Below are 26,106 nucleotides of genomic sequence, written 5' to 3'. Positions count from 1 at the left end.
CCCGGCATTACTGTTAATTGAGCCAGGCTGTTTCTATTAATGTAGTTGTTGCTCAACGGCGAAACTAATTCATCTTTTGCACTTTGAAATACATAGCTGCGTACAGGGAATTCGGCAAAGTCACGTCTGACTTTATGCATTTTCCAGAGTAATTCGATGAATGCCGGCAAGAAATAAGGTAATTCGTAATAATGCTCTATTTTGATGCTTTTATTGTCTTTTACGCTTGAATCGATTTTATCTTTTTCTTTCTCCTCATTAAAGGTAGCTTTAAACATGGTTTCCAGCCCCTTGGTTGTTATATGGCCGATCAGCGGCACGTCAATCAGGATGGCACCGGCTATTTTATCCGCATTTTTATTTATTTCATCTACCAAAAGTAAGTTTCCCATAGAATGGCCTACAACTACTATGCGGCTGTATTTTTCGCGCAGTAAAGCCAATTTTTCGGCGCAATAATTTTCCCAGTCTTTCATATTAACTTTGGCAAAATCACTTAAAGTCGTACCGTGACCCGGCAATAATATGTTGAGATAACTGTAGTTGTCAGGCAAAGACCGGGTCATTTTGCGAAAAAAATTAGGTGAACTTAAAATACCGTGCACAAAAAGAATACAGGTATCTCCGTCCAATAAACGCGATTTTTCTTGATATTTCGGATTAATCATTGGCGCCTCTTATCTATTTATATATAATATTTTGTACTTCGGCAGTTTCCGCTTGTTTCTGCCGCTTTCTGGTTACGATTATTATATGCGTATTAATGCAGAAAAAACTTAATTTATGTTTTTAAATAAATTAAGTTTCAATAAATTAAGCTTATTTGGAGATTAAAATACAGTTTGCTACTTTTCGTAATATTGCGGCTGTTTGAAAAATTCGTCCGTTTCCCGCTTGACCTGCCCGCTCATATACACAACCCCGATAATATTAAACAGAACCACCATGCCCAGCGTAAAATCCAGTAATATACCAGCGTTGTCCATACTGAGAAAAGCAGCCAGAATAATCATAGCGCAGGCAGACATTCGCATGATTTTACTCATCAGATAGCCGAAACAATATTCTGCTAATTTTTCAACATAATAAACTATCACGATAATTGTTGAAAGTACGAATAAAAACAGGCTGAAGGAAACGATATATTCACCTAGTGCTCCGTACTGTAAGGAAAAGGCTTTGTAAACAGCAATGTCTTTGAAGGCGTCATTTTGCCAAACACCGCTTACCAATGTAATCATCGCACTCATAGTGCACACTATCAAAGTATCAACCGTTACTTCAAAAATTCCCCAAAATCCCTGTCTGACAGGATGATCAGTCGTTGCAGCGCCATGGCCGTACGGAGCGGAACTCATCCCCGCCTCGTTGGAATAAACGCCTCTGGCTACTCCGGCTTTCATAACTGTTAAAATTGAGCCTCCGGTCACCCCGCCGCCTACTGCCGCCGGATTAAAAGCTCCGACAATTATATTGTATAAAGCTTGCGGAATTTCCCTGAAATTCACTAATAAAATAATCAAACCGAAGAAAAAATAAACAACAGCCATAAGCGGTACCAACTTTTCAGTTACCTTGCCTATTCTTTTCACACCGCCATAAACTACAAGGAATACTAAAATAAAAATTATTCCTACTGCCGAATAACGATTGAAACCCAATTCGACCAGCGGTTTGACTGCTGAATGCGTTTGCAGCGTAATGGAGGGTAAAATTTCGATCATAAAGAAGAAGGCTACCAGGAATCCGCATATTTTGCCGATTCTGCCGCCTATTCCTTTTTCCATATAATAGCAGGCGCCGCCGACATATTCTCCGGCTTGATTCAGTTGGCGATATTTAATACCTAAAACTATTTCGGCAAATTTAGTTGACTGGCCGAGTAAGGCGGCCAACCACATCCAAAATACAGCTCCCGGACCGGCTGTAAAGATAATAGTAGGTACTACTACAATATTGGCTGCACCGATAGATGAAGCTAAGGCAGTACAAGCAGCCTGAAAAGGGGTTACAGTTCCTTGGCCGATAGAGGAGGGAGAAAAGATTCGACCGAAAGTTTGTTTGTTGATATACGCAAATTTACGAAATTGAATGAAACGCAGGCGGCAGGCTATGATGATGCCGCCGCCGACAACTGCTGCTAACAAAGGATAGCTCCAAAGCCAATTGGTAAATTCACTTATAAGTCGCAAAACAAGGTCCATTTCAACCTCCTGCAATGTCAGAGTTTAATCCGTGATAACTGTGCCGTTGTTTCCCTGCAGAGCTTCCCGGGCTGTAAATAAATTGGTAATTACAGCTTTTCGCTCCGGTTTTTGATGAACAAAGTTCAGGCAGGCTTGGATTTTCGGCAACATGCTGCCTTTAGCAAATTGTCCTTCTGCGATATATTTTTCGGCTGTGGCGTAATCGAGTCTACTTAAGTTCTGCTGTGCGGGAGTGTTGAAGTTAATCGCGACTTTTTCCACTGCTGTCAGTATTAAAAGGCAATCGGCGTCTAAGGCATCTGCCAGTAATGCCGAAGAATTGTCTTTGTCGATCACGGCATCTATACCCTGATAGCCTTTTGGTGTCTTGATTACCGGGATTCCACCGCCGCCGACAGTGATTACTAAGACATTGTTTTCTACTAGGGTTTTAATTACTTTCAGTTCTATTATTTTTACAGGTAAAGGTGATGCTACCACCTGACGATAGCCTCTGCCTGCATCTTCCTGCATAATAAATCCTTGCTCGCTCATTATCCGTGCTTCCGATTCCGTATAAAAATTACCTACGGGCTTAGTCGGATGCTGAAACGCCGGATCATCGGGGGCAACTTCAACTTGAGTTGTAATTGCTGCCACCGCCTGTTTTATTTGGCGTTTGCAACACTCATTTTCTATTGCCTGTTGTAAATGATAACCGATATAACCCTGGCTCATGGCACCGCATTCTTTCAAAGCGATATAAGGGGCATTATTTTCATTTTTGTGGGCACAATCAGCCGCTTTTTTTATCATCCCTACTTGCGGTCCGTTACCGTGGGTGACAATCAATTTATGTCCGGCTGCAATTAAATCAACAATTGCCGTCGCTGCTTTAGAGACGGCTGCCAATTGTTCTTCCGGGGTCTGTCCCAACGCGTTACCGCCCAATGCGACAACTATTTTCGCCATTTTTTCACCTCAAAGGCCGAAGTCGAGACGGCTTCGGCCGGATTTTATTATTTTAATGTTGCATACATAATTGCTTTAATTGTATGCATACGATTTTCAGCTTCTTCAAATACAACGGAGCGATCAGATTGGAAAACTTCGTCTGTGACTTCCATCTCCGCTAACCCGAACTTCTCATAAATTTGTTCACCGATTAAAGTTTTACGATCATGGAAAGATGGCAGGCAATGCATGAAAATCGCCTGTTTGTCGGCATTTTCCATGACACTGCGATTAACCTGGTAAGGCTGCAGCAATTTAATTCTGCTTGCCCAAATTTCATCCGGCTCACCCATGGATACCCAAATATCCGTATAAAGCACATGCGCTCCGGCTGTTGCTTTTTTTACATCTGATTCCAAGGTCACCGTTGATCCTTGGCGTTCGGCGATAGCTCGGGCTTGAGCAACTAAGTCCGCTTTCGGGAAAAGTTCCTGCGGTGCACAGGCTGTAAAGTTAACACCGGCCATAGCACAGGCAACCATCAACGAATTAGCGACGTTATTACGCGCATCACCCATGAAAACAAAGTTCAGACCTTTGAGGTAGCCGAAATGTTCTTCCATTGTCAATAAATCGGCAATCATTTGGGTCGGATGAAACTCGTCCGTCAATCCGTTCCATACCGGGACTTTAGCGTATTTTGCCAATTCTTCAACCAATTCCTGACTGTAACCGCGATATTCAATACCGTCGTACATTCTTCCTAAAACGCCGGCAGTATCGGCAATAGATTCTTTCTTGCCCATTTGAGATGAACCGGGATCAAGATAAGTTACACCCATACCTAAGTCACGTCCTGCAACTTCAAATGAACATCTTGTTCTGGTTGAAGTTTTTTCAAACAGCAATACTATATTCTTCCCTTCCAGATAACGATGCGGTGTACCGGCACGTTTCAAGCGTTTAAAATCTTTAGATAAATCAAGTAAGTAACGCACATCTTGCGGTTCAAAATCCAATAATTTCAAAAATGATCTGCCGCTTAAATTTTTTCCCATGCTAATTCCTCCGTTTTTCGGTTTTCTACCGTTTTGCTTCTTCTAAGTATAAATGAGAATGTAAAAATTAGGGGACATTGTAAGCTTTTTAATATGTCTATAATCTGCAATTTGTCTATTTTGCCTAAAATGCTTGCTTTTTATTTGGCAATTACTTACAATTTGATGGTGATAGAACTTTTTAATGTCACAAACATAATGAGTCAAGTTTGTTTCGGCGGGGGCATGTATGCGGAAATATTCGACTGAATCTGATAAAAGCAGAAGAAACGGAGATAGTACTTTCATTCGAACGCAATCCGTTATGTTCAATAATATTGCTACTTATGAGCAACAATGTGACGTTTCGGCTACCGATCCGCTGTTGCATCAGACAGCTCGTTTTATTTATGTGCGTGAAGGCTTGGGCACAATTAAGATTAAACAGAATTCGTATCATATTCGGAAGAATTCGCTGCTTGTTCTTATGCCCTGGCAGGTCAGTGAAATTACCGAAGTTACAACACCGCTTTTTTATGATTTAATAACTTTCAACTTCACGTTTTTGGATTATTTGTTGAGGCACAATCTAAATACGGGGCGCAGTAATGATCAGTTGCGTGATACTTTGTACAGAATCAGTTGCCTTAATCTTGATGCAGCTTCCGGCAAGTATGTAAATTATCTTTTTAATGATATTGCCGATTTGTTGGAATATAAACCACTTAATAGAACCGGTCTGCAATTGGAGTCATCGCTTAACCGCATCGCCGAAAATGATACTGCTCCTGTTGCTGCCGCTTCTTTATCGAATTTGCCGCTTAATCATCTCAAAGTTCTGCAAAAAGTAACTAATGCTCCTTTAACTTTTTTGGCCGATAATATCTTTGCCGATAATAATAATCCGGCACCTGAAATTTCCGTCTCCGGCAAAAGCGATATCTGGTCGACAGTCAGGCTGACGGCCAAGATGATCGATTTAATTGCTTTGTATATGCAATTTGCCGCTAAGCAGGCCGCTTATAGAGATATTCCGGCAGCAGATTCGGTGCCTACCGACTACAATAGTCGTTCCATTTTTCAGTACATATACAATAATTTGGTTTATCATCCTTCGATTGATGCGGTGGCGGCAGAATTTATGATGAGCAGTTCCACTTTGGACCGTTATATTCGTAAGACTACGGGCGAAACTTTTGCTTCTTTAACAAAAACAATGAAAGTGATAAAAACTATAGATTATATAATCTATACTGAATTTACTTTGGCGGAGATTGCTCATCTTATGGGCTATACGGATGCATCTTATATTTCTAAACTGGTATTTGAAAAAACCGGAAAGCATACGCAGGATATCCGCAATGATTCTGCTATTTTAACTTTGATTAAACATGATAAAAATTGGCAATTGGCTAGAAAGATTACAGCTTATATGTATGAACATTTTGCCCGTGAAGTCAGCGCCGGTATGGTTGCGACTTTGTTTAAGATTTCGCCCAATCAACTTAATTCAATTCTGATGGAATCTTATGAACGGAATTTTTATGAAATGCTCATGTTCATTCGTTTGACGAAAGCCTCTATTTTATTAACGACTACCGACTTGGATATAACCGACGTTGCCTATCGTGTAGGTTTTAATTCCACTAAAACTTTCGTCCGTAATTTCAGTAAAGTTTATCAACAAACGCCCGGTAAATTCCGTAATAAAACGGTTTTGCAGGCCGGCGACTTCCCGTCGGAATTGTGTTAGATTGCAGAAGCGGGCGAAAAGCTGTGCACAAAGCGCTGATAGAGACATGAAAAAAAAGTTAACTATGTGTTTGAAATAACAGCGACAACTTGCGCTCCTCGATAAAGTAACTAAAATTAATATATTGAGTATTTGAACCGAATATCTTGTTCTCTTTACTCAATTAGCAGATTATCGTTACAGAAAGATGAGGTAGAGTTAATGCAGCCGATTTTAGAGATAAAAGATTTACACGCTTCGATTGCCACCAAACAAATATTGAAAGGTGTCAATTTGACCATCAAAGGTGGTGAAATCCATGCGATTATGGGACCTAACGGTACGGGAAAATCGACTTTGGCTTCTGTAATCATGGGACATCCTGATTACACTGTCGATTCGGGCACAGTCATTCTGAACAGGCAAAATGTTTTAGCAATGACTGTAGATGAACGGGCACGGGCCGGAATTTTCTTGGCTATGCAATATCCGGCAGCAATTCCCGGTGTTACCAACAGCGATTTTTTGCGCACATGTATGAATGTCAAACGCCCCGATAATCCTATCGGTATTTTCCCCTTTCGGGCTAAGTTGCACCAAGCCGTTAAAGATTTGGAGATGAACGGTGATTTACCTACCCGTTATTTGAATGAAGGATTCAGCGGCGGTGAGAAAAAAAGGAACGAAATTTTGCAGATGAAACTTTTGGAACCTTCAATCGTTATTTTGGATGAGATTGATTCCGGTTTGGATATCGATGCATTGCGTATTGTAGGTGAAAATATTTGTCAAATGGCCAAAGAACGCGGTAAGGAAGTTGCTGTTCTGATGATTACGCACTATCAGCGTTTGCTTAACTGTGTCCCGCCTGATTATGTTCATGTTTTGATGAACGGTAAAGTTGTAAAGAGCGGCGATCGTTCTTTAGCTTTGCGTTTGGAAAATGACGGTTATGAATGGTTAAGAGAAGAAATCGGCGCTGAAAATTACGCTGAAGAAAATTAAGGAGGCTACAGGTGCTTGAACTTTTACGAGATAAATTGCCTTTTGCAGTTGATGATAATTTCTTAAGCGAAGCAGTTCAAGACTGTTTGCTGCTTTATCTGCACGAAGCTGATTTGTACTATTTGCAGCCTGACGGTCAACAAGTGGCTTTGGCTACGGCTGAAACTTTTACGCCCTCCTCTTCCTTTTACAATCGTTACAATCCGCCCCAAGTGGAATTGAAAACTAAAATTAAAAATCGCTATCCTTTCAACGGTATACATCGACAGTTAACGGTGGATTTGCTTAAATTGGCCGATATTTGTCAACGTTATGCGTCGGAGCGGAAGCTTTTTCTCCTTGTTGATGAGCAGATTCCCGGGAATACGGTTATACATTTTAATTTAATGCCGGCGGAACAGTGGCAAATTTCCTGTTTGAATATTGCTTCCAATTCCCATTGCCTTTATTTTGAATGCGATTTGGCGCGTCAAAGTAAATTGCATATTGATTGTCTGAGTTTAACGACTTTACATTCACTTAAAGCTTTAAAAGAATCTTTACCGGCAACTGCAGTTGTTTCAGGTTCTTTGCGGGCCGAGCAGGGTTTTGTAATTTACGCCGATTTGGCGAAAGATGCCGTCTTTACTTCGACCAGTTGTAATTTTAAGGCTTCATCGCTGAACGATGCGGTGATTCACTTGAATGACGAAGGCGCCGAAGCGGAAGCTTATGCAGCTATGTTCGTCAACAATAAAGACAGTCAAAGTACCCATTTGGAAATCAGGCATCATGCACCGCATACCACTTCTTTCATGCTTTGTAACGGCGTTATTCAGGCTGCAAGTACCGGTGAATTTGTCGGCAGAGGTTATATTGATAAAGCGGCGCACGGAACTAATTGTCGCCAGGAAAGTCGCTTTTTAACTTTGGACAAGACGGCTAAAGCTAAGACATATCCGTTACTTATAATTGATGAATATGACGTCGTTGCCGGTCATGCTACTTCAGTCGGTCAATTAAATCCTGAAGCTCTGTATTATATGCAAAGTCGCGGTTTAACTGCAGATTTAGCCAAAAAGCTTATGACCAGAGGCTTCCTGATTCCGGTTGTCGACCACTTCAGGCAACCTTTTTTGCAGAAACTCGGCGTTCGTCTTTTGGAATGGCAAACTGATTTTACAGCCGACAGCGATGCCGATTTGACCGAAGAAGAATTGGCACAGTTGGAAAACTTAGCTCACTCCGACAGTCAACATCGTATTACCGGCAATGAAGATCGGATTTTAGCAAGTAAGGACACTAATTAATTATGGGGCAGGATAAATTAAAGCAGCCTGATTTATTTGTGCAGGCGAAGGCTGAGATTCCTATGTTAAGGCAGAAGTTGCATGGTAAGTCCTACATTTATATGAACAATGCCGCAACAGCTTTGAAGCCGCAAAGGGTAATTGATGCACTAAGTCACTATTATGCCGACTACGGTGTTTCGATTTATCGCGGTACAGATGAGTTTGCCCATAAAGCCGACGTCGCTTTTGAAGGTTGTCGGCAACGAATAGCAAAATATCTCAATGCGCCGACTGCCGAATCTATAGTTTTTACGCGCGGGACTACAGCGGCCATCAACCTGGTCGCTCGCAGTTACGGAGAAGCTGTGATAAATCCGGGCGATGAGATTATTGTTTCAGCTATGGAACATCATGCCAATTATTTGCCCTGGCAACAATTGTGCCTGCGCAAAAATGCCAAGTTGGTTTTGGCACCTTTGGATAAGCGCGGCATAATCGATTTACCGGCTTTGCAAAAATTATTAAATGACAAGGTAAAAATCGTCGCTGTCGCCGGTGTCAGTAATTTGATGGGGGCCTGTCAGGATATTGCTGCCATTTGTAATTTGGTTCATAAGTTCTCACCGGCAGTTGTGTCGGTCGATGCTGCGCAGTGGATTTTGCATGCCAAGATAGACGTGCAACAGTTGGATTGTGATTTTCTGGCTTTCAGTGCCCATAAGCTCTACGGTCCTACAGGTTTAGGTTGCCTTTACGGTAAATACGATTTGTTACAGGCTATGTCACCGCTTGAAAGCGGCGGAGAAATGGTTGATAAGGTTGATGTTTATCAATCGACTTTTAAAGATGCTCCCTGGAAGTTTGAAGCCGGTACCATGCCGATTGCTGAAGTTATCGCTTTTGCTGCTGCCCTTGATTTTGTCGAGCAATATGAATTGACAAGCCATAATGATTACCTCACGGCTTTGACTGCCTATGCAGTTGAAAAATTATCCCGTTTGCCCCACATTAAAATTTATAATCCGCAAAATAATGCTTCGGGTATTATTGCTTTCAATGTTGCCGGAGTCCATCCGCACGATGCTGCTTCAGTTTTTGCTAAAGCCGGTATAGGCTTGCGTGCCGGTAATCATTGTGCTCAACCGACTTTGCGCTGGTTGCAACAGGAAAATTGTCTACGCTGCAGTTTGGCTTTTTTCAATACTGTCGCTGAAATTGACCGTCTGGTAGAAACTGCTGCTACAGCTGATGATTATTTAAGTGTGCTTTTTAATTAAAGAAAGGATGAAACGATATTAGTTATGACAGAGGATGAACAATTAATGAAAGAAGTGATTATGGATCATTATGAGCATCCGCGACACAATGTATTGCTTAATAATCCGGAGTATATAACGGTTCGTTTGAAAAATCCTTCTTGCGGCGATGATTTGACTGTTCAATGTGAGTTCAGCGGCCGGGGCGATACGGCAGAATTAGCGGATATTCGCCAAAAAGGCAGCGGCTGTTCCATTTGTCTGGCTTCAGCCTCTATGATGGCCGAGCAATTGGAAGGACATGATATAAAGTTCGTAAAAACGGCATTGGCAAATTTCAGTCATATGCTGCAGGCGGATCCTTATAATCCGGAAGTTTTGGGAGATGCCCAAGCACTTAAAGGCATCAGTCGGGTCTTACCGCGGATTAAATGTGCCAACTTGGCTTGGCAGGCTTTAGCGCACGCTGTAAGTGCTTATGAAAATAAAAAATCAGCCGCGCAACAGGGTCAGCCGACGGCCATTGATTTGGAAGTAAATGAATAGTTAGAGAAAATAAAGGAGATTAAAATGTCTGAAACAAATAAAGAGATTGATTTTCTCACCCCGGAAGAAAGAATTGAAATGCAAACGGAGCAGAACCGCGAAGAAGCCGGAAAAATCAATCGTGATTATCGTTACGGCTTCAGTGACGGTAAAGTCGGTGTCTTACAGTTTAAGCGCGGTTTGTCGGAAGAAGTAGTTAGACATATTTCTCAAATAAAAAAAGAACCGGAATGGATGCTGAATTTCCGCTTGGAAGGCTTAAAGCTTTTTAACAAGATTCCTTTGCCTGATTTCGGTTGCGATTTAAGTCATATTGATTGGGACGGTTTCTGTTATTATCTTAAGCCTTCCGATCATAAGGAAAACAGTTGGGATAAGGTTCCCGGTAAAATTAAAGATACGTTCAAACGTCTGGGTATTCCTGAAGCGGAAAAGAATTTTCTGTGCGGGGTTTCAACCCAATACGAGTCGGAAGTTGTTTATCATAAAGTACAGGATGAACTGAAAAAAGAAGGCGTAATTTTTCTCGATACGGAAACAGGTATGCGGGAATATCCCGACTTATTCCGTAAATATTTCGGTAAAATCGTGCCGACAGGTGATAATAAGCTTTCAGCTCTTAATTCCGCCTGTTGGTCCGGCGGTTCATTTATTTATGTTCCTAAGGGAATTAAAGTTTCGCGGCCGCTGCAAGCTTATTTCCGTATTAATGCCGCTAATATGGGGCAATTTGAACGTACTTTAATTATTGTTGATGATGATGCTGATGTTCATTATGTCGAAGGCTGTACCGCTCCTACTTATTCCGAAGATGCTTTGCACTCAGGTGTAATTGAAATTTACGTCGGTAAAAATGCCCGTTGTCGCTATACAACGATTCAGAATTGGTCCAACAATGTCTATAATCTGGTAACTCAAAGAGCTTACGTCGAAGAAGGCGGTTCGATGGAATGGGTTGACGGTAATTTGGGCGGTAAATTGACCATGAAATATCCTGCCTGTATTCTTGCCGGCCCCTACGCCAAAGGTTCCGCTATCAGTATTGCTGTTGCCGGTGAAGGGCAAATTCAAAATGCCGGTTCGAGAATGATTCATTTGGCCCCGCATACGTCTTCTACCGTTATTTCCAAATCAATTGCACGGGACGGCGGCGAAGCTACTTACCGCGGAACGATTGAACATGGGGTTAATGCTAAATATGCTAAGACTAATGTCAGTTGCGATACTTTGATTTTGGATGAAAAATCAAAATCCGACACCTTCCCTACCAATCGGATTAAAAACGGCGAAACGATGTTGCAACATGAAGCGACTGTTTCCAAGATTTCGGCTGAACAGCTTTTCTATTTGCAATCACGCGGATTGACGGAACAAAAAGCTTCAGAAATGATTGTTATGGGCTTTATTGAGCCATTTACCAGGGAGTTACCGATGGAGTATGCGGTTGAGTTGAATCAGCTGATGCACTTGGATATGACCGGTGCCCAAGGTTGATAAATAATATTTCCGCTACGGCGAAACTGAAAAGAGTACAACTGTTAGTTGTACTCTTTTTTTGAAAAGCGGCTCTATAAATATTTTCTGTTATAAGTTCTCTAAAACACTCGAGTTAAACTCGTTATCATTTACAATAATTATTCTTTCACTTTATTAGCATAAATAATCATAAACAACATATACAGCAAAACTAAAATACCTGACAGCATAAAAATCAAGCTCAAATTAAACTTATCAAACAACAAGCCATACAATAAATATGAAACCGGTACAGCAGCTTTGACAAATGAATCAAGCAAAGAGAAAATTCGTCCCTGTAACTTAGCAGGTACAACTTTCTGTATAAATGTCATAGTCGGTATTTGAGAAAATGAAGCTAAAAATCCCACTATAAAAGAACTTAGAATCATAATAAAGGCAAATAAATAAGATTTAAGATCTAAATAATACGTGCTCACCCCGATAAGAATAATAACAGCGGCAAAGCCGGACCAAGAATAAACCGCTTGTTTAACCAATCTGCTCTTTAATCTTAGAATCTGGTATAAAATAGAAGCTGACAGCATGCCCAAAGGTATTACGAAACTTATAAAGCCGAAAATATAAGGCTTATCCTTAAAATTTTCCGAAACAATAAAAGGATAACCTACATTAAGCGAACCCATCAGAAGATTTAAGAAAAGCATGCAAATACTCAAATGTACTATAATTTTTCTGCTCAGTAAGTAGTTAACCATATCTCCGATACTTAAGTCGGATTTGACTGTTTCAGTTTCTTCCTGGACTTCCACTTCATTAACCAACTTAATATTATAAATATAAAACACGCAAATTGCTTCAATCACAATTTCAATTATGACAAAAGTTGTCAGGCTGAATAGATGGTATAAAGCGGCACCTAATAAAGGAGCAGTCATGCTACAAATACTGCGAATCGTTTGACTTAAAGAATTATAGCTTCCCAATTCATCTTCACTATTAACGATTTGTTGAGCTGCTGCCAATAAACTCGTTGAAATAAACTCATCACATACGGATAGGCAAACATTCAATGTAATAATGCTGACACTCAAATAAGCGTCTCCATGTGTATATCTAAATAAACCGAAAATTACAAGAGACAAAATACTCATTAATTGTGCTAAAACCATCAAACGATTTTTTGAGTATTTATCAACAACTTTACCGATAGGATAAGCTACAACCAAGCCGACAATACTTGTGGGTATTACCACGCTGCTGAAAGAAAGCGCACTGTTAGTAACTTCCAAAACATACCACGAAAGAATAAATGATAAAACGCCACTACCAAGCTGACTCAAAATAAGTAAACCAATAAGGTTTTTCTTCCAATTTCTTTTCATATAACTTCCTACCCCAAATTATATTTAACATTGTCATTTAAATAATTGAATCTATTTATCGAGCATAGACTAATTAGTATTAGGTTCTCCGGATGCTTGTTCTGCATTCTTAATAGCAATTTCAACAAAATTTTTATTTACAATATTTTTTTGATTGCTTTTCTTATTCATAATTTTATCCCCCTTTTTAAACTTTAAAAGCATTCTTGATGAATATTTTAGTATTAATTGGATTACTGTCAATAAATTTGTTCTTTTTTCTCCATTATGCACAAATTATTTTTATCCAAATTTGCTTTCTTAGATATATTTATGTTTTTTCTCTTGCCACTTTGTATTTGTGTGCTGTTTTTTTAGAAAAATAGCTAATTAAAAAGCCCGGATTTCTCCGAGCTTTAATAAAATCAGATGGCTGAAATAAAAATTTATTATGTCAAACTTTCACCGGCAACGTCCGTAGCGGACGCTTCGTTTTCGGCTGTCTCTGTATGTAAAATACGAGCCAAATCTGCAACTTGCGCTTCACTCCGCATCAATCTTAAGCCTTGCGTATTACGTCCTTGAACATTAACCTCGCTGCTACTGATTCGAATGGTCATACCTTCATCATTCATAATGATTAAATCGTAAGCATCACTAATAGAAGTAATAGCCATTAAATTGCCGGTTTTATCAGTACAATTATAGGCTTTGACACCTACACCGCCACGATTAGCTAAACGGAAATCAGAGAAAACCGAACGCTTACCGTAGCCTTTTTCCGTCAGGAGGAAAAGGTCTTCACCCGGTTGCTCAACGACAATACCGATAACATAATCATCAGCTCTTAACTTTATGCCGCATACACCGTAAGCTTTGCGGCCGACAGCCCGAATTTTGTCAATTAAAAATCTCACTGCCATACCCGTATGAGTCGCCATAATTACCGTCGCTTCATCAGGCGCCAACGCTGCTGCACATAATTCATCGTCCGTACGCAAAGCGAAGGCAATTTTACCGTTCTTATTAATGTTAGAAAATTCATTCAAACGGGTCTTTTTAATTAAACCTTTTTTGGTCACCAAAACTAAACTGCGCTTTTCTTCAGCTTCCGGCACGGCTAAAATTTCGACGATTTTCTCGCCGGCTTCCAATTGCAGCAAGTTGACAATCGGCGTACCTTTGGCGGTTCTGGAAGCTTCATGGATAGCATATGCCCGTAATTTGTAAACTTTACCCGAATTACTGAAGAAGAAGATATCATCATGGGTTGAAGCGGTAATCATCTTATGAATTCGATCTTCCTCTTTGATACTCATACCGCTGACACCTTTACCGCCGCGATGCTGCATATTATAAGTATCGGCTGCCAAGCGTTTAATGTAACCGTTATTTGTCAAACTGACCAAAACAGTTTCCTGCTTAATCAAACTTTCATCGTCAATCCCGTCAACTCCGAAAGGATCAATTTCCGTCCGTCTTTCATCACCGAACTGTTCGGCAACTTGCGTAATTTCAGTTTTCAACACGCCGTCCAAAATTGCAGGCTTCTCAATGATCTCGGTGTATTCGGCAATTTTACGGGAAATCTCATCATATTCCTGATAAAGATTCTCAATTTCCAAGCCGGATAAACGACCCAGGCGCATATCGACAATATGTTGTGCCTGCCGATCGGAAAAATTAAAGCGTGCCTGTAAATTAACTTTAGCATCAGATTCACTCTTGGACGCCCGAATGATTTTAATGATCTCATCAATATTGGCAACAGCAATCTTCAAGCCTTCCAAAATATGTTGCCGTAATTGGGCCTTCTCCAAATTAAATTGTGTACGGCGCAAAATCACTTGCCGCTGATGATCCAGATAATACTGTAAAGCACTCTTAAGATTCAGCAGTTCCGGAACCAAAGCTCCGTCAGCGTTCGGAACAAGTGCCAACATATGCGCATTAAAAGCGTCCTGTAATTGTGAATTGGCATAAAGCTGATTCAACGTCAGCAGCGGATTGGCATCTTTTTTCAACTCAATAACAATACGTACATCTTCATTGCGATCCGATTCATCGCGAATTGCCGAAATTCCGATTATCCGTTTTTGCTTCACCAGTTCCGATATTTTCTCAAGCAGGCGAGCTTTATTAACCATATATGGTAAATCGTGCACAATAATTTTAGCCGGTGAACCGTCGACAATCTCCGCATTGGCGCGAACGACAATACGACCGTGACCGGTTTTGTAAGTTTCCCGAATCCCGTTAGTTCCCAAAATAACGCCGGCCGTCGGAAAATCCGGGCCTTTTATAAATTGCATCAGTTCTTCGACTGTAGCATCAGGATGATCCAACAGGTAAATACAGGCAGAAATCGTCTCACGTAAATTGTGCGGCGGAATATTGGTCGCCATACCGACAGCAATACCGACGGAACCGTTGACCAGCAAATTGGGGAAATTGGTCGGTAAAACAACCGGTTCAACATGATGGTCATCAAAATTAGGCCGGAAATCAACTGTTGCTTTGTTGATATCCAACATCATAGTTTCCGCCAATTTAGCCATTCTGGCTTCCGTATAACGATAAGCAGCGGGCGGATCTCCGTCGCGGGAACCGAAGTTGCCGTGGCTGTCCACCAACATGTAGCGCATGGAAAAGTCCTGTGCCAACCGTACCATAGCATCGTAAACGGCAGCATCGCCGTGCGGATGGAAGCGGCTGATGACATCGCCGACGGTTGAGGCTGATTTTCTATAAGCCTTATCAGAGGAATAGCCCTGAGTAAACATGGAATAAAGAATTCTTCTATGTACAGGTTTCAAACCGTCTCTGACATCAGGCAAAGCCCGATCGGAAATAACACTCATAGCATAGTCGATGAAGCTCTTCCTCATTTCGTCTTCCAAATTAACGGGGACGACATTCTCAAGGTTCTCTCTGAACATCTGATCAATCTTGAATTCCTGCGCTTTATCACGCTCCGCTTTGTATTTTCCCTTCATTTCATCCTCCAAACACTTACATTAATTATATCATATTTGCCGGGATGATTCAGAGCGTATCCGGATTAATATCCCGAAATTTCGGGCATATTTTGAATATATAGAATTTCCTGTCAATGAAAACTCGGGGAAATTGAGCTTGGAATGAGGCGATTAAATTATTTCATAATTTACAGTTATAATTAGCATCAACTGAAGAAAGGCGGTTTCATTTAACTTGCATAATTTATCATCGACAGAAGTTTTTGAACGAAGTTCTCTCCTCCTCGGAGCGGACAATATTGCGAAATTACAAAAGGCGAAAGTTGCCGTTATCGGTTTAGGCGGTGTCGGTTCTTTTGTAGCCGAAGCTCTGGCTCGCAGCGGCTTAGGTCACCTGTTGCTTATTGATAAGGATGTCTATCAGGCCTCAAATCTGAATCGCCAATTAGGTGCCGATTGTCAAAGTATAAATTGCAGCAAGGTCAAAGTCAGTTGTGCCCGGATTAAAGAAATAGCGCCATTTTGTCAAGTTGAAGGAAAAGAAGAATTTATCACGCCGGTCACCAACCTGTCATATCTGGACGACTGTGATTTTGTTGCCGACTGTATCGACACGGTCAGCAGTAAAATTGCTCTGGTTTTATATTGTCAAAGCAAAAATATCGCTTTAATCAGCGCCATGGGAACTGCCAGAAAATTCGATCCGGCTCAAATTACCGTTTGTGATCTTTTTCAAACAAAATATGACAGAATTTGTAGAGTTATGCGCCGGGAATTACGGCAAAGACAGGTAAAACACTTGACTGTCTGTTATTCACCTGAACCTTTAAAGGAACAAACGGCCGAAATTTCCCGCCTGAAACTGCAACAGCCCGGGGCTAAAGTGCCTTTGGCCAGTTTGATCTTCGTTCCCGGCACTGCCGGTTTACGCATCGCCCATCATATAATTTCCTGCTTAATCAATTAGCACTTATACAAGATTGTCGATTTCTTCCTGAGTCAGTCCTTCCAAGCGGATTTTCTCAAACTCGGCCTTATGTTTTTCCGGATCATAGCGATCATTGTTGACAATATTTTCCGGCGGAATATCCTGTTCCATAATAAACCATTGCGGGAAGAGCTGACCGGATTCCAAGGCTAAAGCCTGCATAAGTTCTTTAAATTTTCTGCCTTTAATTTCCGCAGGGGCATAAATGGCATTAATTACTCTGTCGGCATAGCGATAAATCGAAGCGTTAACGAAGACAACGTCCAGCTCATCCTCTTTTTGATTCTTCTCATAATATTTTAAAAATCCGGCAAAAGCCAAGACCGATAAAGGCGGCAAGAGAAGATCGAAGCGGTCATAAATTGTCAAAAGTAATTTTTCTTCCGCTTTTTCGGTATATAATTCGGCACTGATAACGCCATTAATATTATGGCGACATTGTAACGACAGCTGTAAGACCCCTTTGTGGGCAAAATCATTCATCCAGGCCAGTGATTTGACGTTATCACGACTGCTGAATTCAAACAGCATCCGTTCCAATTGCACAGGTAATTCAAAAGTATTGTGCTTACCTTTAACTTCAAAGCGAAAATTATGTACCAGTTCGCTCAACATATTACCCTTTTGTCCGGATAAAATAATTTTATTAATCAACGGGCACATTACTTTGGCATAGCAGGCGGCCAATAATAAGTATCCTTGTTTTGCCGGTAAGAAAAGGTTAACTCGGCGATAGGAATCTCCTGCGCCCTTTTCAGGTGAGTCTGAAATTTCTCCTTTATTTTCAGGATGAATTTTGTCCGCTTTATTTAAGGGTAATTCAGCAATTACTGCAAGTTGTAAAGCCGTGGCGATTAAAACTGCCGATAAGCTGTCCAATGTCGATAAAGTAGGAGCCGGGTAGTCACTGAGGTTGCCTTCATTTGTCAAATCGACAGCCGGAGCTGTTTTGCCTGAATTATCAGAATCGGACTTGGAATCATTAACTTCACTGCGACTGAGAGCTACTTGAGATTTAATGTGCCGCAAACGACTGGCAAAAAGATTAATTGTCGGTAAGCTCAAAGCGTTATCTACAGGCGCCAGAATTATATTATTGACATATTTCTTCATAGCCGCATGTACAATCGGATTAATGCGCTTAGGATTATAATACAGCGTTAATTTCCGGTCATATTTAACCGCTTCCAAAGCTCGAACTAAAGCGACAAAACTGCTGTTACCCAAATTATGTTCCAACAAAATCAAGTCTCGCCGATCCTGCCGTTTGCGTAAGGCTGCAGCCTGCAGTTGAACCAGTAAAGGCAATATATAATCATATATACTGCCGCTGTCCAACTTATCCAATTCCGCCAAATATAAAGGCATATAATGATTGAACGGCTTCAACGGCAACAGACTGTCAATCTTGGAAAATTGTTTTCCGACAATTTCATCCAATTCCTTGCGGGTAAAAGAGGGGAAAAACAATGCCAAAAGAGAACTTATCCTTTCAGCCGGTTTGAGTTGTGCCAGCTTTTGCAAATCGGCAGCCGTAATTTCGGGGAAAGTTTCGGGAACGTAATAACCGTTTTCCAAGTTTTCCACCGTCAAAAGCAAATCCGAATCGTTGATTTTCTCAAATGTTCTGATATGTAAATATTGCATATATTCCTCATTTCTCCCGACAATTACAGCAGGCTAAGTCAATTTTACCTTATTTCTTCATAAAAACAAAAAATTTGCTCAAAATATAATTGCACACGACAACTAAAAATGCGGTGGCAATTTTCGCCCAATCCTGATTGATCCGACATATTTCAACCAGAAAAGCCATCAAGGCAAATTCAATGACAAAGCCGGAAAATAAGCGGGAAAAGACAAAGCGTTGTAATTCCTGCCACCAGATTCCCTTGCCGCTAAAAACATATTTGCGATTAACCCAAAAAGCGAAAATAACGCTGATTACGAAAGATAAAATTTGGGGAATCAGCCATTCTTCCGTAGCAAACAAAGAGAATATATGGGCGAAAAGACTGAAGCTGCCTACGGAAACTACCGTGGTTAAAGCGCCGAAAAATAAATACAAAGTCAACTCGCGCGATAAAACGGTCAATAAGAAAATTCCAAGCAGGCAGCCTAAAAATATTAAAGCTTCCCAACACATATAATTCGGAAAAATCTGCAGAAGCTGTAAACGCTTGACATAAATCAAACTGACCGGAGGAAAGATGACGGCAGCAAAAAAAATCATGCTGCGGCGCCACCAAGGTAAGTAAAATTTCGTACCGTAATAACAAAACAAAGCCAAAAGGCAACTGCAGACGGTCAAAGATGCTAAATTAAAAGTAAATTCCGTCTGTAAAACTCCCGGTACTGCAGCCGGCAAAAAGTGCAAAACAGCTTGCAGAATTAAGAAGCAAAGCACAGTCGGAGCTAAGATAAACTTGACGTAATAACTTCGGCCCCGAACATTATTTTCATTTTTATTCGATTCGATATTCATTCTGTAATATAACGCTCTCTTTCGATTCCGCATCCAAGGCGGCATGATTCAAATCATCCAAAGACATACTGAAAGCACGAACAAAATGTTGCACAAAATAATCAGCCTCCGGCAACTGCAGTTCCCCGATTCTTTGCTCGGTTTTGCTGCAAGCTGCTGCAAATTCCTGATTGCCTAAAGCAGCTTCCTGCCTGCACTTGATTAAAGCGCTGATTTTATCGGCAGCTTTGATGAATAATCGATTCAATTTTTGCTGTTCCGACAGAGTCCCGGCGGCAGCGGTATTTTCACCTGTCAGAATTAAGGGACGATAATTTGCCTGTAATTCCGGCGGTAAAAGTGCCAACAGCCGTTGGGCGGCAATGTCTTCAACAACTTTGTATGCCTGCTTCAATTCCGGATTATAGTATTTAACCGGTGTCGGTAAATCGCCCGTTATTACCTCGGTGGCATCATGCAACAAAGCTAACTGCAACAATTCTCCCAAATCCAATTTAATTTGCGGTAAGGTTACCGCCGTCAACTTATTCAAGCGAATATAATACAGAGCTTGCACAATTATCGCCACCTGATAAGAATGCTCACATACATTTTCTTTTTGGCGACATTGCATCAAACTCCAACGCTCAATTAAACTTAGGCGATTGAGCATGGCAAAGAAGTTATAATTTTCCTCATTCATAATACTACTCCCGCTGCAGATGGGCCGCTTTGGCCATAATGCGCTTACTTTCACCGTTATCCAACTGTATAACTATAATAGCGTCATTGGCAACCGGTTCTATTTGTTTAATTACGCCATGTCCCAAGCGGGCATGCACAACTCGCATATTAACTTTTAATTGTGCCAACTCCAATTCATTTGTGCTTTTGCCGGCCGCTAAGGGGGTCAATTTGATTTCAGTTTTTTTGTTGTTACTGATTTTGTGTAATTGACTCATAGCCTCCTGTACACCTTTATTAATTACTCGTTGCGAGTAAGCGACTGTGTTTTTGTTGCTGTTATAGTTGTCAGCTTGGTAGTTGCCGAAGCTGAAACTACCGGCACTGCCATAGTGACGACGATCATTATGCTGAAATAAATCATAGTTATCGGTGCTCGTCTCATTTTGCTTTTCATCCAACAATTCAGGCGGTATTTCCTTTACGAAACGGGATTGCGGATTATAGGTAGTACTACCGTAAAGTAAGCGTTCCGCCGTCGCTGTTAACGTTAATTTCTTTTTAGCTCTGGTAACTCCGACATAAGCTAAACGTCTTTCTTCTTCCAGACTTTCAATATTATTCAACGATCTTACACCGGGGAAAATACTTTCTTCCATCCCGACAATAAAAACGTTATCAAACTCCAATCCTTTAGCGGCATGTAAAGTCATTAAAGTAACGAAATTCCCGTCATTTTCGCCCTCCACCGCCTGATTTAAGACTGTCATTTCCAAATAATCATGCAAATCGTCCAACAAAGTCCGCTGTTTTAGACTTTCAGCTTCGGAATTACTCTCTGTCGTTCTTTTCAGAGCTTCCTGTTCCAACAACGACAAGTCGGCGGCCTTACCGTCATAAGTCTTTACCGGCGCTGTACTCAAATCTGTAATAGCTTTTCTTTCGCGGCTGACAAAAGCCAGCAAATCGTTCTCCTCCAATTGCTCATCGGTAAAATCCAAGGTATCAAACTTAGCTTGCTTAACAAAGTCGACAGCATCCGAAAGCATTTCTTTCAAGTTTTCCACCCGTTGCGCCGAATCTTCGCGTCCTTTTTCCATTTGATTCAAAATCTCTTCTACTAAACCGCTTTCATTCTGAACATATTCAATATAAGAGGCTAAAGTAAAAGCGGGATTTTGCAAATTACGTCTCATATCGGCCACAAGCTTGGCAAAAGTTGCCAATTTATTCTGAGCTTTCTGCAGTTCCGGATAGCCGGAAACTTCCGCACAAATTTCTAAAGCCGATTTGCCGGAGGTACGAGCCAAAGTTAAAACTTTTTCGACTGTACTTGTTCCTATTTGTCTTTTAGGCGTATTAACTACCCGAATGAAAGCCAAATCATCTTTAGGATCGCAAATCAAACGCAAATAAGCCAAAACATCTTTGATTTCTTTGCGTTCATAAAAGCGTAAGCCGCCGAATATATGGAAAGGTATCTGCGCTTTCAGGAAGGCCAACTCTAAATTACGCGATAAAGCGTTAACACGGTATAAGACAGCAAATTGTCTGTATTCCTGTCCCTGCTGCACCGATTTTTTGATAGTTTCAACAACATAATCAGCTTCATCCTGTTGGTTCAAAGCTCGATAATACGTAATTTTGTCGCCTGACGCCGCCGTAGTCCACAATTCTTTGGCCTTACGCTTCCGGTTATGTTTAATAATATTATTTGCAGCCTGTAAAATAGTGGCACTGGAGCGATAATTCTGTTCCAATTTAATTACTTTCGCATCCGGAAAATCTTCCTCAAAACTCAGAATAATTCGGACATCTGCACCTCGAAAAGCGTAAATAGACTGATCATCATCCCCGACCACACATAAATTGCGATGCTTGGAACTCAGCATATGAACAAGGTTGTACTGAGCAAAATTGGTATCCTGATACTCATCAACAAAAATATAGCGGAAACGATTAGCGTAAAGTTCCAAAACATGGGGATAATTCACAAACAGAACATAAGCGTTGAGCAGCAAATCATCAAAATCCATCGCATTGAGACTTAATAATCTTTTCTGATATTCCGCATAAAACGGGAAACACAGCTTAGCTGTACTGTCCAAACATTTCGTCAATGTCGGATATTTCTCGTAAAATTGCTCCACCGTTAACAAACGACCTTTTTGTTTGGATATAGCCTGAATAACCGCCCGCGGGTCATACATGTCTTTGTCCAAACCCTGTTCCTGCAAAATTGTTTTAATCAGTTTTTGCTGTTCTTCGGTATCCAAAATCTGAAAACTCGGGCTGTAGTGCAAGAGCGAGCCGAACTGGCGCAAAACTTTAACCATCACGGAATGGAATGTACCTATCCACATACGGTCGACGTTACTGCCGATTAATTTACTTACACGTTCTTTCATTTCCAACGCCGCTTTGTTGGTAAAAGTTAAAGCCATAATTTGTTGCGGCATTACCTGTAAATCTTTAATTAAATGGCTGATACGATAAGTAACTACCCGTGTTTTGCCTGAACCTGCTCCTGCCAAAATCAAAAGCGGTCCTTCACCGTAAAGTACCGCCTCTTTTTGGGCGGCATTCAAATCATTATAAATTGTGCTTGTATTTTCCATATGCTGATTATAACAAATAAGCGGGAAAGAGGCACAGGGTATATCCTGCGCCTCTCAGTAAATTGATAATTAATAATTAATAATTAGTAATACTCAATCTCTAATATTCCAATTCCATTACACCGTATTCCCCGGCTTTACGAGCATAAATTACATTGACCTTACCCGTTTCACCGTTTAAATACAGGAAGAAGCTGTGACCTAAAAGCTGCATTTGCAGTAAAGCTTCTTCTTCATCCATAACAGCGATATTAAAGCGTTTATGTTTAGTAATTTTTTGCACGGTTTCTTGGTCTTCCGCAACTGCAGATCCGTCCTGCAGTTCATCATACAAACGCTTGAGACTTTCGCTGTGATGATGTTTCAAAATTCTGGTTTTATGCTTACGTAATTTACGCTCCATTAAATCCAGAGCCTGATCAAAAGCGACAGTAGCGTCGTTAACATTAGCTGTCGTACGATAGAAATAACCGTCAACCTTCAATGTCAATTCGCAAATAACAGAATTATTGACGGCGCTGAATTTAGCTTCCACCTGATCCTGAGCAGCTAAATTACGCTCCAATTTATTTATCTTCTTAGTAGCATGTTCTTTAATTCGCTCACTGATCTTAACATTAATACCTTGTAAATTAAACTTCATAAATGTCACGCTCCCTCTACGCTAATTACCGGAACAAAGTTACCTTTGTTATCTATATTATATATTACTGCGACAATCGGGGCAATTAACTCGTTGACACAATCAAACAAAACTTTGTTGAAAAACTTATGCCAAAAAAGCCCTGCCTGTCAAAATCATTTCGACGAGCAGGGCTTAACTTTCAAGTTTCAGACCGGAAAGCTGTTATTTAGCATCCTTGCTTGCCATAAAGCGCAACAAATCAACTACACGATTGGAATAACCCCACTCATTATCATACCAGCTGACAACTTTGAAGAAACGCTTCTCGCCCGGGAGATTGTTCTGTAAAGTAGCCTTGCTGTCATAGATAGAGGAATGATTATCATGGATAATATCAGTAGAAACAATATCATCCTTGCAATAGCTCAAAACACCCTTCATGTATGTTTCGCTGGCTCTCTTCATTGCAGCATCAATCTCTTCAATGCTTGTATCTTTTTCGGAACGGAATGTCAAATCGACAACTGAACCTGTCGGTGTCGGAACACGGAAGCTCATACCTGTTAATTTGCCCTTAGTTGCCGGTAATACTTGACCTACAGCCTTAGCAGCGCCGGTTGAACTCGGAATAGTATTAACAGCAGCTGCACGACCGCCGCGCCAATCCTTCTTGGACGGACCGTCAACAGTCTTCTGTGTTGCAGTATAGGAGTGAATTGTACTCATCAAACCTGTTTCAATACCGAAACCTTCTTTGAGCAAAACGTGTACAACAGGTGCCAAGCAGTTTGTTGTGCAGGAAGCGTTGGAAACAACGTTATCCTCTGCAGGATTATATTCGTGCTCATTAACGCCCATAACGATTGTCTTTACGCCGCCTTTACCGGGAGCGGAAATGATAACCTTCTTACAGCCGGCTTGCAAATGTCCTTCAGCTGCTTCTTTTTTGGTGAATAAACCGGTAGATTCGATAACATAATCAACGCCTAATTCCTTCCAAGGCAAATCGGCCGGATTACGTTGAGCCATGATACATTTGGTCTCATGTCCGTCAACAACGATAATATCGTCATGATCTAATTCAGCAGAAGATTTCTTGCTGGAAACTTCATGCTCAAATCTGCCTTGAGTTGAATCATACTTGATCTGATAAGCAAAATAATCAGCATCAGTACCCATATCTGTTACAGCAACGACGTCAATTTCCTTGCCTAACAAACCTTGATCAGCGATTGCTCGAAATACCAGACGACCAATGCGTCCAAAACCATTAATACCTACTTTAATTGCCATAACTTCCTCCTGAAATTAAATCTAGCAAATATGCTCGAAGAACTATCGAACTATTGTTTATTTTATATCAGATGTCACCGGATTTCAAATAAAAGCGGCCAACTTCTCACATTTTGTACAAATTGTCTAATCTTTGTTCAAACCCCTGCATCCTTCGGGCCATTCGTCGGGGTTGTTTTATCAGTTCCCGTTTCCCGTTTTTTCTTGGTTTTAGGGTTTTTAACTTGCTCCTCTTCACTCTTTTTATCCATATTTTCATTTGTTGTCAAATAGGGCAAAGAGATGTGCGGCAGGTGCGGAAGCGGTAAATGCTTATTCATAATAGCGGTAAAAAACGGTGTAGGATTGTAATCCCGCCGCATAAGAGCATCAACGTCTTTCTCTACCGCAAAATATTCTACGGCACTGTGCAATTTGGCAACAGCAATATTTCTTTGTTCGTTGCTCTGCTTGACATATTGTTTTATGACAACATAAAGGACAGCTGAAAGCGGAACTGAAAGGATTAAGCCGGGGAAACCGAAAAAGTTACCGCCGATTAAAACGGCTGCGAAAACCCAAATTGCCGGCAAACCCACCTGTGAACCGACCACAAAAGGATAAATTAAATTGCCTTCAATTTGTTGCACGACAAAAAATAAAGGTAAGAATAATAAGGCCTTATGCACATTTACAGTCAAAATTAAAATAAAGGAAAGGCCGGCGGAAATATAGGCCCCGAAAATAGGAATAAGCGCAAAAAGGGCAACCAGGACGGCAATCAGGCTGTAATAAGGAATATCGAATAAAAACATTACTACAAGGACAAGAAAGCCCAAGATTCCCGCTTCCATGCAGGCAGCGGCAATATAACGGGCGAACATTTTACCGGCGAAAATCATCAATTTCAAGAAATGGTCAACCTTTTCTTCATTAAACAAAGCATAAAGCAGACCGGTAACTTCCCGCCCTATCTGTTCTTTGCCGCATATAATATAGATTCCGAAAATCAGGCTGATGAGGAAGGTTACAAAACCGCTGATAATATTTAATGCTATATTGGAAATACCGCTGATTAACGAACGAATAACTTTGTCATAGCTTAAAGTAAATTGACGAGCAATATCATCCAGATGGATATTATTGGCTTCGGCAAATTCTCGAATTTGCGGTTTGGTTTCTAAAAAATTCTCAACCTGATCGGTCAAACGGGCAACTGTCAGCGGAATTTGCGTACTCAGGCGCACCAAAGTAGCGTTAATTTGGGGTAAGAGCAAAGCGAAAAAAGCATAAATCAAAGCTCCGAAGAAGAACAATGACAGTAATAACGACAAAGGTCTTTTCACTTTTTTTCTGGCAGAATCATATTTGCCCCAATTAATCGAGAAAAACTTGTGCTCTATGTAAGACGTCGGGATATTGATTACGAAAGCTAAAGCGGCTCCCAAAGTTATCGGTAATAACTTGGAGGAAAAGCTGTGCAGCCAGTTAGGTAAAAAATTGAAATTGAGCGACAGCCAATAAACTGCACCCGCTATCAATGCGTAAGCGATAAAATCGCGCGTTCTGAATCCTTTAATATGCATCCGTTTACGCCTCTCTATAAAGAAAACCGCCTCAATTGAAGCGGCAGCAGTAACTTTGTTTCCT

General features: G+C 40.9%; 20 protein-coding genes (1 of these 20 running past the window's edge). 7 read left to right on the top strand and 13 right to left on the bottom strand.

Annotated features, from left to right (window positions below; genetic code table 11):
- From PYS60_RS02160 to argF, 4 genes are all read right to left on the bottom strand, one after another.
- On the bottom strand, positions 1–668 hold the 5' portion of the coding sequence (locus PYS60_RS02160) for an alpha/beta hydrolase (protein WP_315570435.1). 112 nt of this gene lie to the left of the window's left edge; 668 of the gene's 780 nt are visible here — the first part of the coding sequence; the start codon lies at positions 666–668; the stop codon falls past the left edge of the window.
- A 177-nt stretch (positions 669–845) separates the two neighbouring features.
- A complete protein-coding gene (locus tag PYS60_RS02155; RefSeq protein WP_315570433.1) occupies positions 846–2,204 on the bottom strand; it encodes an alanine/glycine:cation symporter family protein in 1,359 nt (452 codons plus the stop codon).
- A 24-nt stretch (positions 2,205–2,228) separates the two neighbouring features.
- Positions 2,229–3,158 carry a carbamate kinase gene (arcC, locus tag PYS60_RS02150; RefSeq protein WP_315570431.1) on the bottom strand — a complete coding sequence of 310 codons (930 nt, stop codon included), beginning with the start codon at positions 3,156–3,158 and terminating at the stop codon, positions 2,229–2,231.
- Between the two features lie 47 nt (positions 3,159–3,205).
- The gene (gene argF / locus PYS60_RS02145; RefSeq protein WP_315570429.1) at positions 3,206–4,198 is read right to left on the bottom strand and encodes an ornithine carbamoyltransferase; all 993 of its coding nucleotides are present in this window, start codon (positions 4,196–4,198) and stop codon (positions 3,206–3,208) included.
- 229 nt (positions 4,199–4,427) lie between these two features.
- Between argF and PYS60_RS02140 the strand changes: the two genes are divergently transcribed.
- From PYS60_RS02140 to sufB, 6 genes are all read left to right on the top strand, one after another.
- The gene (locus PYS60_RS02140) at positions 4,428–5,930 is read left to right on the top strand and encodes a helix-turn-helix domain-containing protein (RefSeq protein ID WP_315570427.1); all 1,503 of its coding nucleotides are present in this window, start codon (positions 4,428–4,430) and stop codon (positions 5,928–5,930) included.
- Between the two features lie 201 nt (positions 5,931–6,131).
- Positions 6,132–6,914, top strand: coding sequence for a Fe-S cluster assembly ATPase SufC (sufC, locus tag PYS60_RS02135; protein ID WP_315570426.1), 783 nt, complete (start codon positions 6,132–6,134; stop codon positions 6,912–6,914).
- Between the two features lie 11 nt (positions 6,915–6,925).
- Complete coding sequence (locus PYS60_RS02130; RefSeq protein ID WP_315570424.1) at positions 6,926–8,203, top strand: SufB/SufD family protein; 1,278 nt, start codon at positions 6,926–6,928, stop codon at positions 8,201–8,203.
- A 2-nt stretch (positions 8,204–8,205) separates the two neighbouring features.
- Complete coding sequence (locus PYS60_RS02125) at positions 8,206–9,462, top strand: SufS family cysteine desulfurase (protein ID WP_315570422.1); 1,257 nt, start codon at positions 8,206–8,208, stop codon at positions 9,460–9,462.
- A 24-nt stretch (positions 9,463–9,486) separates the two neighbouring features.
- Positions 9,487–9,987: a Fe-S cluster assembly sulfur transfer protein SufU gene (sufU, locus tag PYS60_RS02120; RefSeq protein WP_315570420.1), complete on the top strand. Its 501-nt coding sequence runs from the start codon at positions 9,487–9,489 to the stop codon at positions 9,985–9,987.
- A gap of 78 nt (positions 9,988–10,065) precedes the next feature.
- Positions 10,066–11,481 (top strand): Fe-S cluster assembly protein SufB, encoded by a 1,416-nt coding sequence (gene sufB, locus PYS60_RS02115; protein ID WP_390866549.1) that lies wholly within the window; start codon positions 10,066–10,068, stop codon positions 11,479–11,481.
- A gap of 140 nt (positions 11,482–11,621) precedes the next feature.
- Here sufB and PYS60_RS02110 read toward each other — a convergent pair whose 3' ends face one another.
- Together PYS60_RS02110 and gyrA are read right to left on the bottom strand one after the other, a co-directional pair.
- Positions 11,622–12,848, bottom strand: a complete 1,227-nt coding sequence (locus PYS60_RS02110) for an MFS transporter (RefSeq protein WP_315570416.1) — start codon at positions 12,846–12,848, stop codon at positions 11,622–11,624.
- A 428-nt stretch (positions 12,849–13,276) separates the two neighbouring features.
- On the bottom strand, positions 13,277–15,823 hold the full coding sequence (gene gyrA, locus PYS60_RS02105) for a DNA gyrase subunit A (RefSeq protein ID WP_315570414.1): 2,547 nt from the start codon (positions 15,821–15,823) through the stop codon (positions 13,277–13,279).
- 217 nt (positions 15,824–16,040) lie between these two features.
- On the opposite strand from gyrA, the gene PYS60_RS02100 reads away from it, so the two are divergent.
- Complete coding sequence (locus tag PYS60_RS02100) at positions 16,041–16,772, top strand: tRNA threonylcarbamoyladenosine dehydratase (protein WP_315570412.1); 732 nt, start codon at positions 16,041–16,043, stop codon at positions 16,770–16,772.
- Positions 16,773–16,775: 3 nt separating this feature from the next.
- On the opposite strand, the gene PYS60_RS02095 is transcribed toward PYS60_RS02100, so the two are convergent.
- The 7 genes from PYS60_RS02095 to PYS60_RS02065 all read right to left on the bottom strand — a co-directional run bounded on the left by PYS60_RS02095 (position 16,776) and on the right by PYS60_RS02065 (position 26,042).
- On the bottom strand, positions 16,776–18,440 hold the full coding sequence (locus tag PYS60_RS02095) for a hypothetical protein (protein ID WP_315570410.1): 1,665 nt from the start codon (positions 18,438–18,440) through the stop codon (positions 16,776–16,778).
- Between the two features lie 49 nt (positions 18,441–18,489).
- Positions 18,490–19,278: a GtrA family protein gene (locus PYS60_RS02090; protein WP_315570407.1), complete on the bottom strand. Its 789-nt coding sequence runs from the start codon at positions 19,276–19,278 to the stop codon at positions 18,490–18,492.
- A complete protein-coding gene (gene yfbR, locus PYS60_RS02085; RefSeq protein WP_315570405.1) occupies positions 19,259–19,960 on the bottom strand; it encodes a 5'-deoxynucleotidase in 702 nt (233 codons plus the stop codon). The genes PYS60_RS02090 and yfbR overlap by 20 nt, the downstream gene beginning before the upstream one ends.
- A 4-nt stretch (positions 19,961–19,964) precedes the next feature.
- Positions 19,965–22,559, bottom strand: a complete 2,595-nt coding sequence (locus PYS60_RS02080; RefSeq protein WP_315570403.1) for an ATP-dependent helicase — start codon at positions 22,557–22,559, stop codon at positions 19,965–19,967.
- 100 nt (positions 22,560–22,659) lie between these two features.
- Entirely contained in the window at positions 22,660–23,202 is a 543-nt protein-coding gene (hpf, locus tag PYS60_RS02075; protein WP_315570400.1) for a ribosome hibernation-promoting factor, HPF/YfiA family, read from the bottom strand.
- 204 nt (positions 23,203–23,406) lie between these two features.
- The gene (gene gap / locus PYS60_RS02070) at positions 23,407–24,477 is read right to left on the bottom strand and encodes a type I glyceraldehyde-3-phosphate dehydrogenase (protein ID WP_315570398.1); all 1,071 of its coding nucleotides are present in this window, start codon (positions 24,475–24,477) and stop codon (positions 23,407–23,409) included.
- 137 nt (positions 24,478–24,614) lie between these two features.
- Entirely contained in the window at positions 24,615–26,042 is a 1,428-nt protein-coding gene (locus tag PYS60_RS02065; RefSeq protein WP_315570396.1) for an AI-2E family transporter, read from the bottom strand.
- Between the last annotated feature and the right edge of the window lie 64 nt (positions 26,043–26,106).

The sequence above is a fragment of the Amygdalobacter indicium genome, assembly GCF_029101545.1.
Classification (GTDB): Bacteria; Bacillota; Clostridia; order Saccharofermentanales; family Fastidiosipilaceae; genus Amygdalobacter; species Amygdalobacter indicium.
Note: the sequence above shows the minus strand (reverse complement) of the source record. Positions and strands in the feature narration are given on the sequence as shown.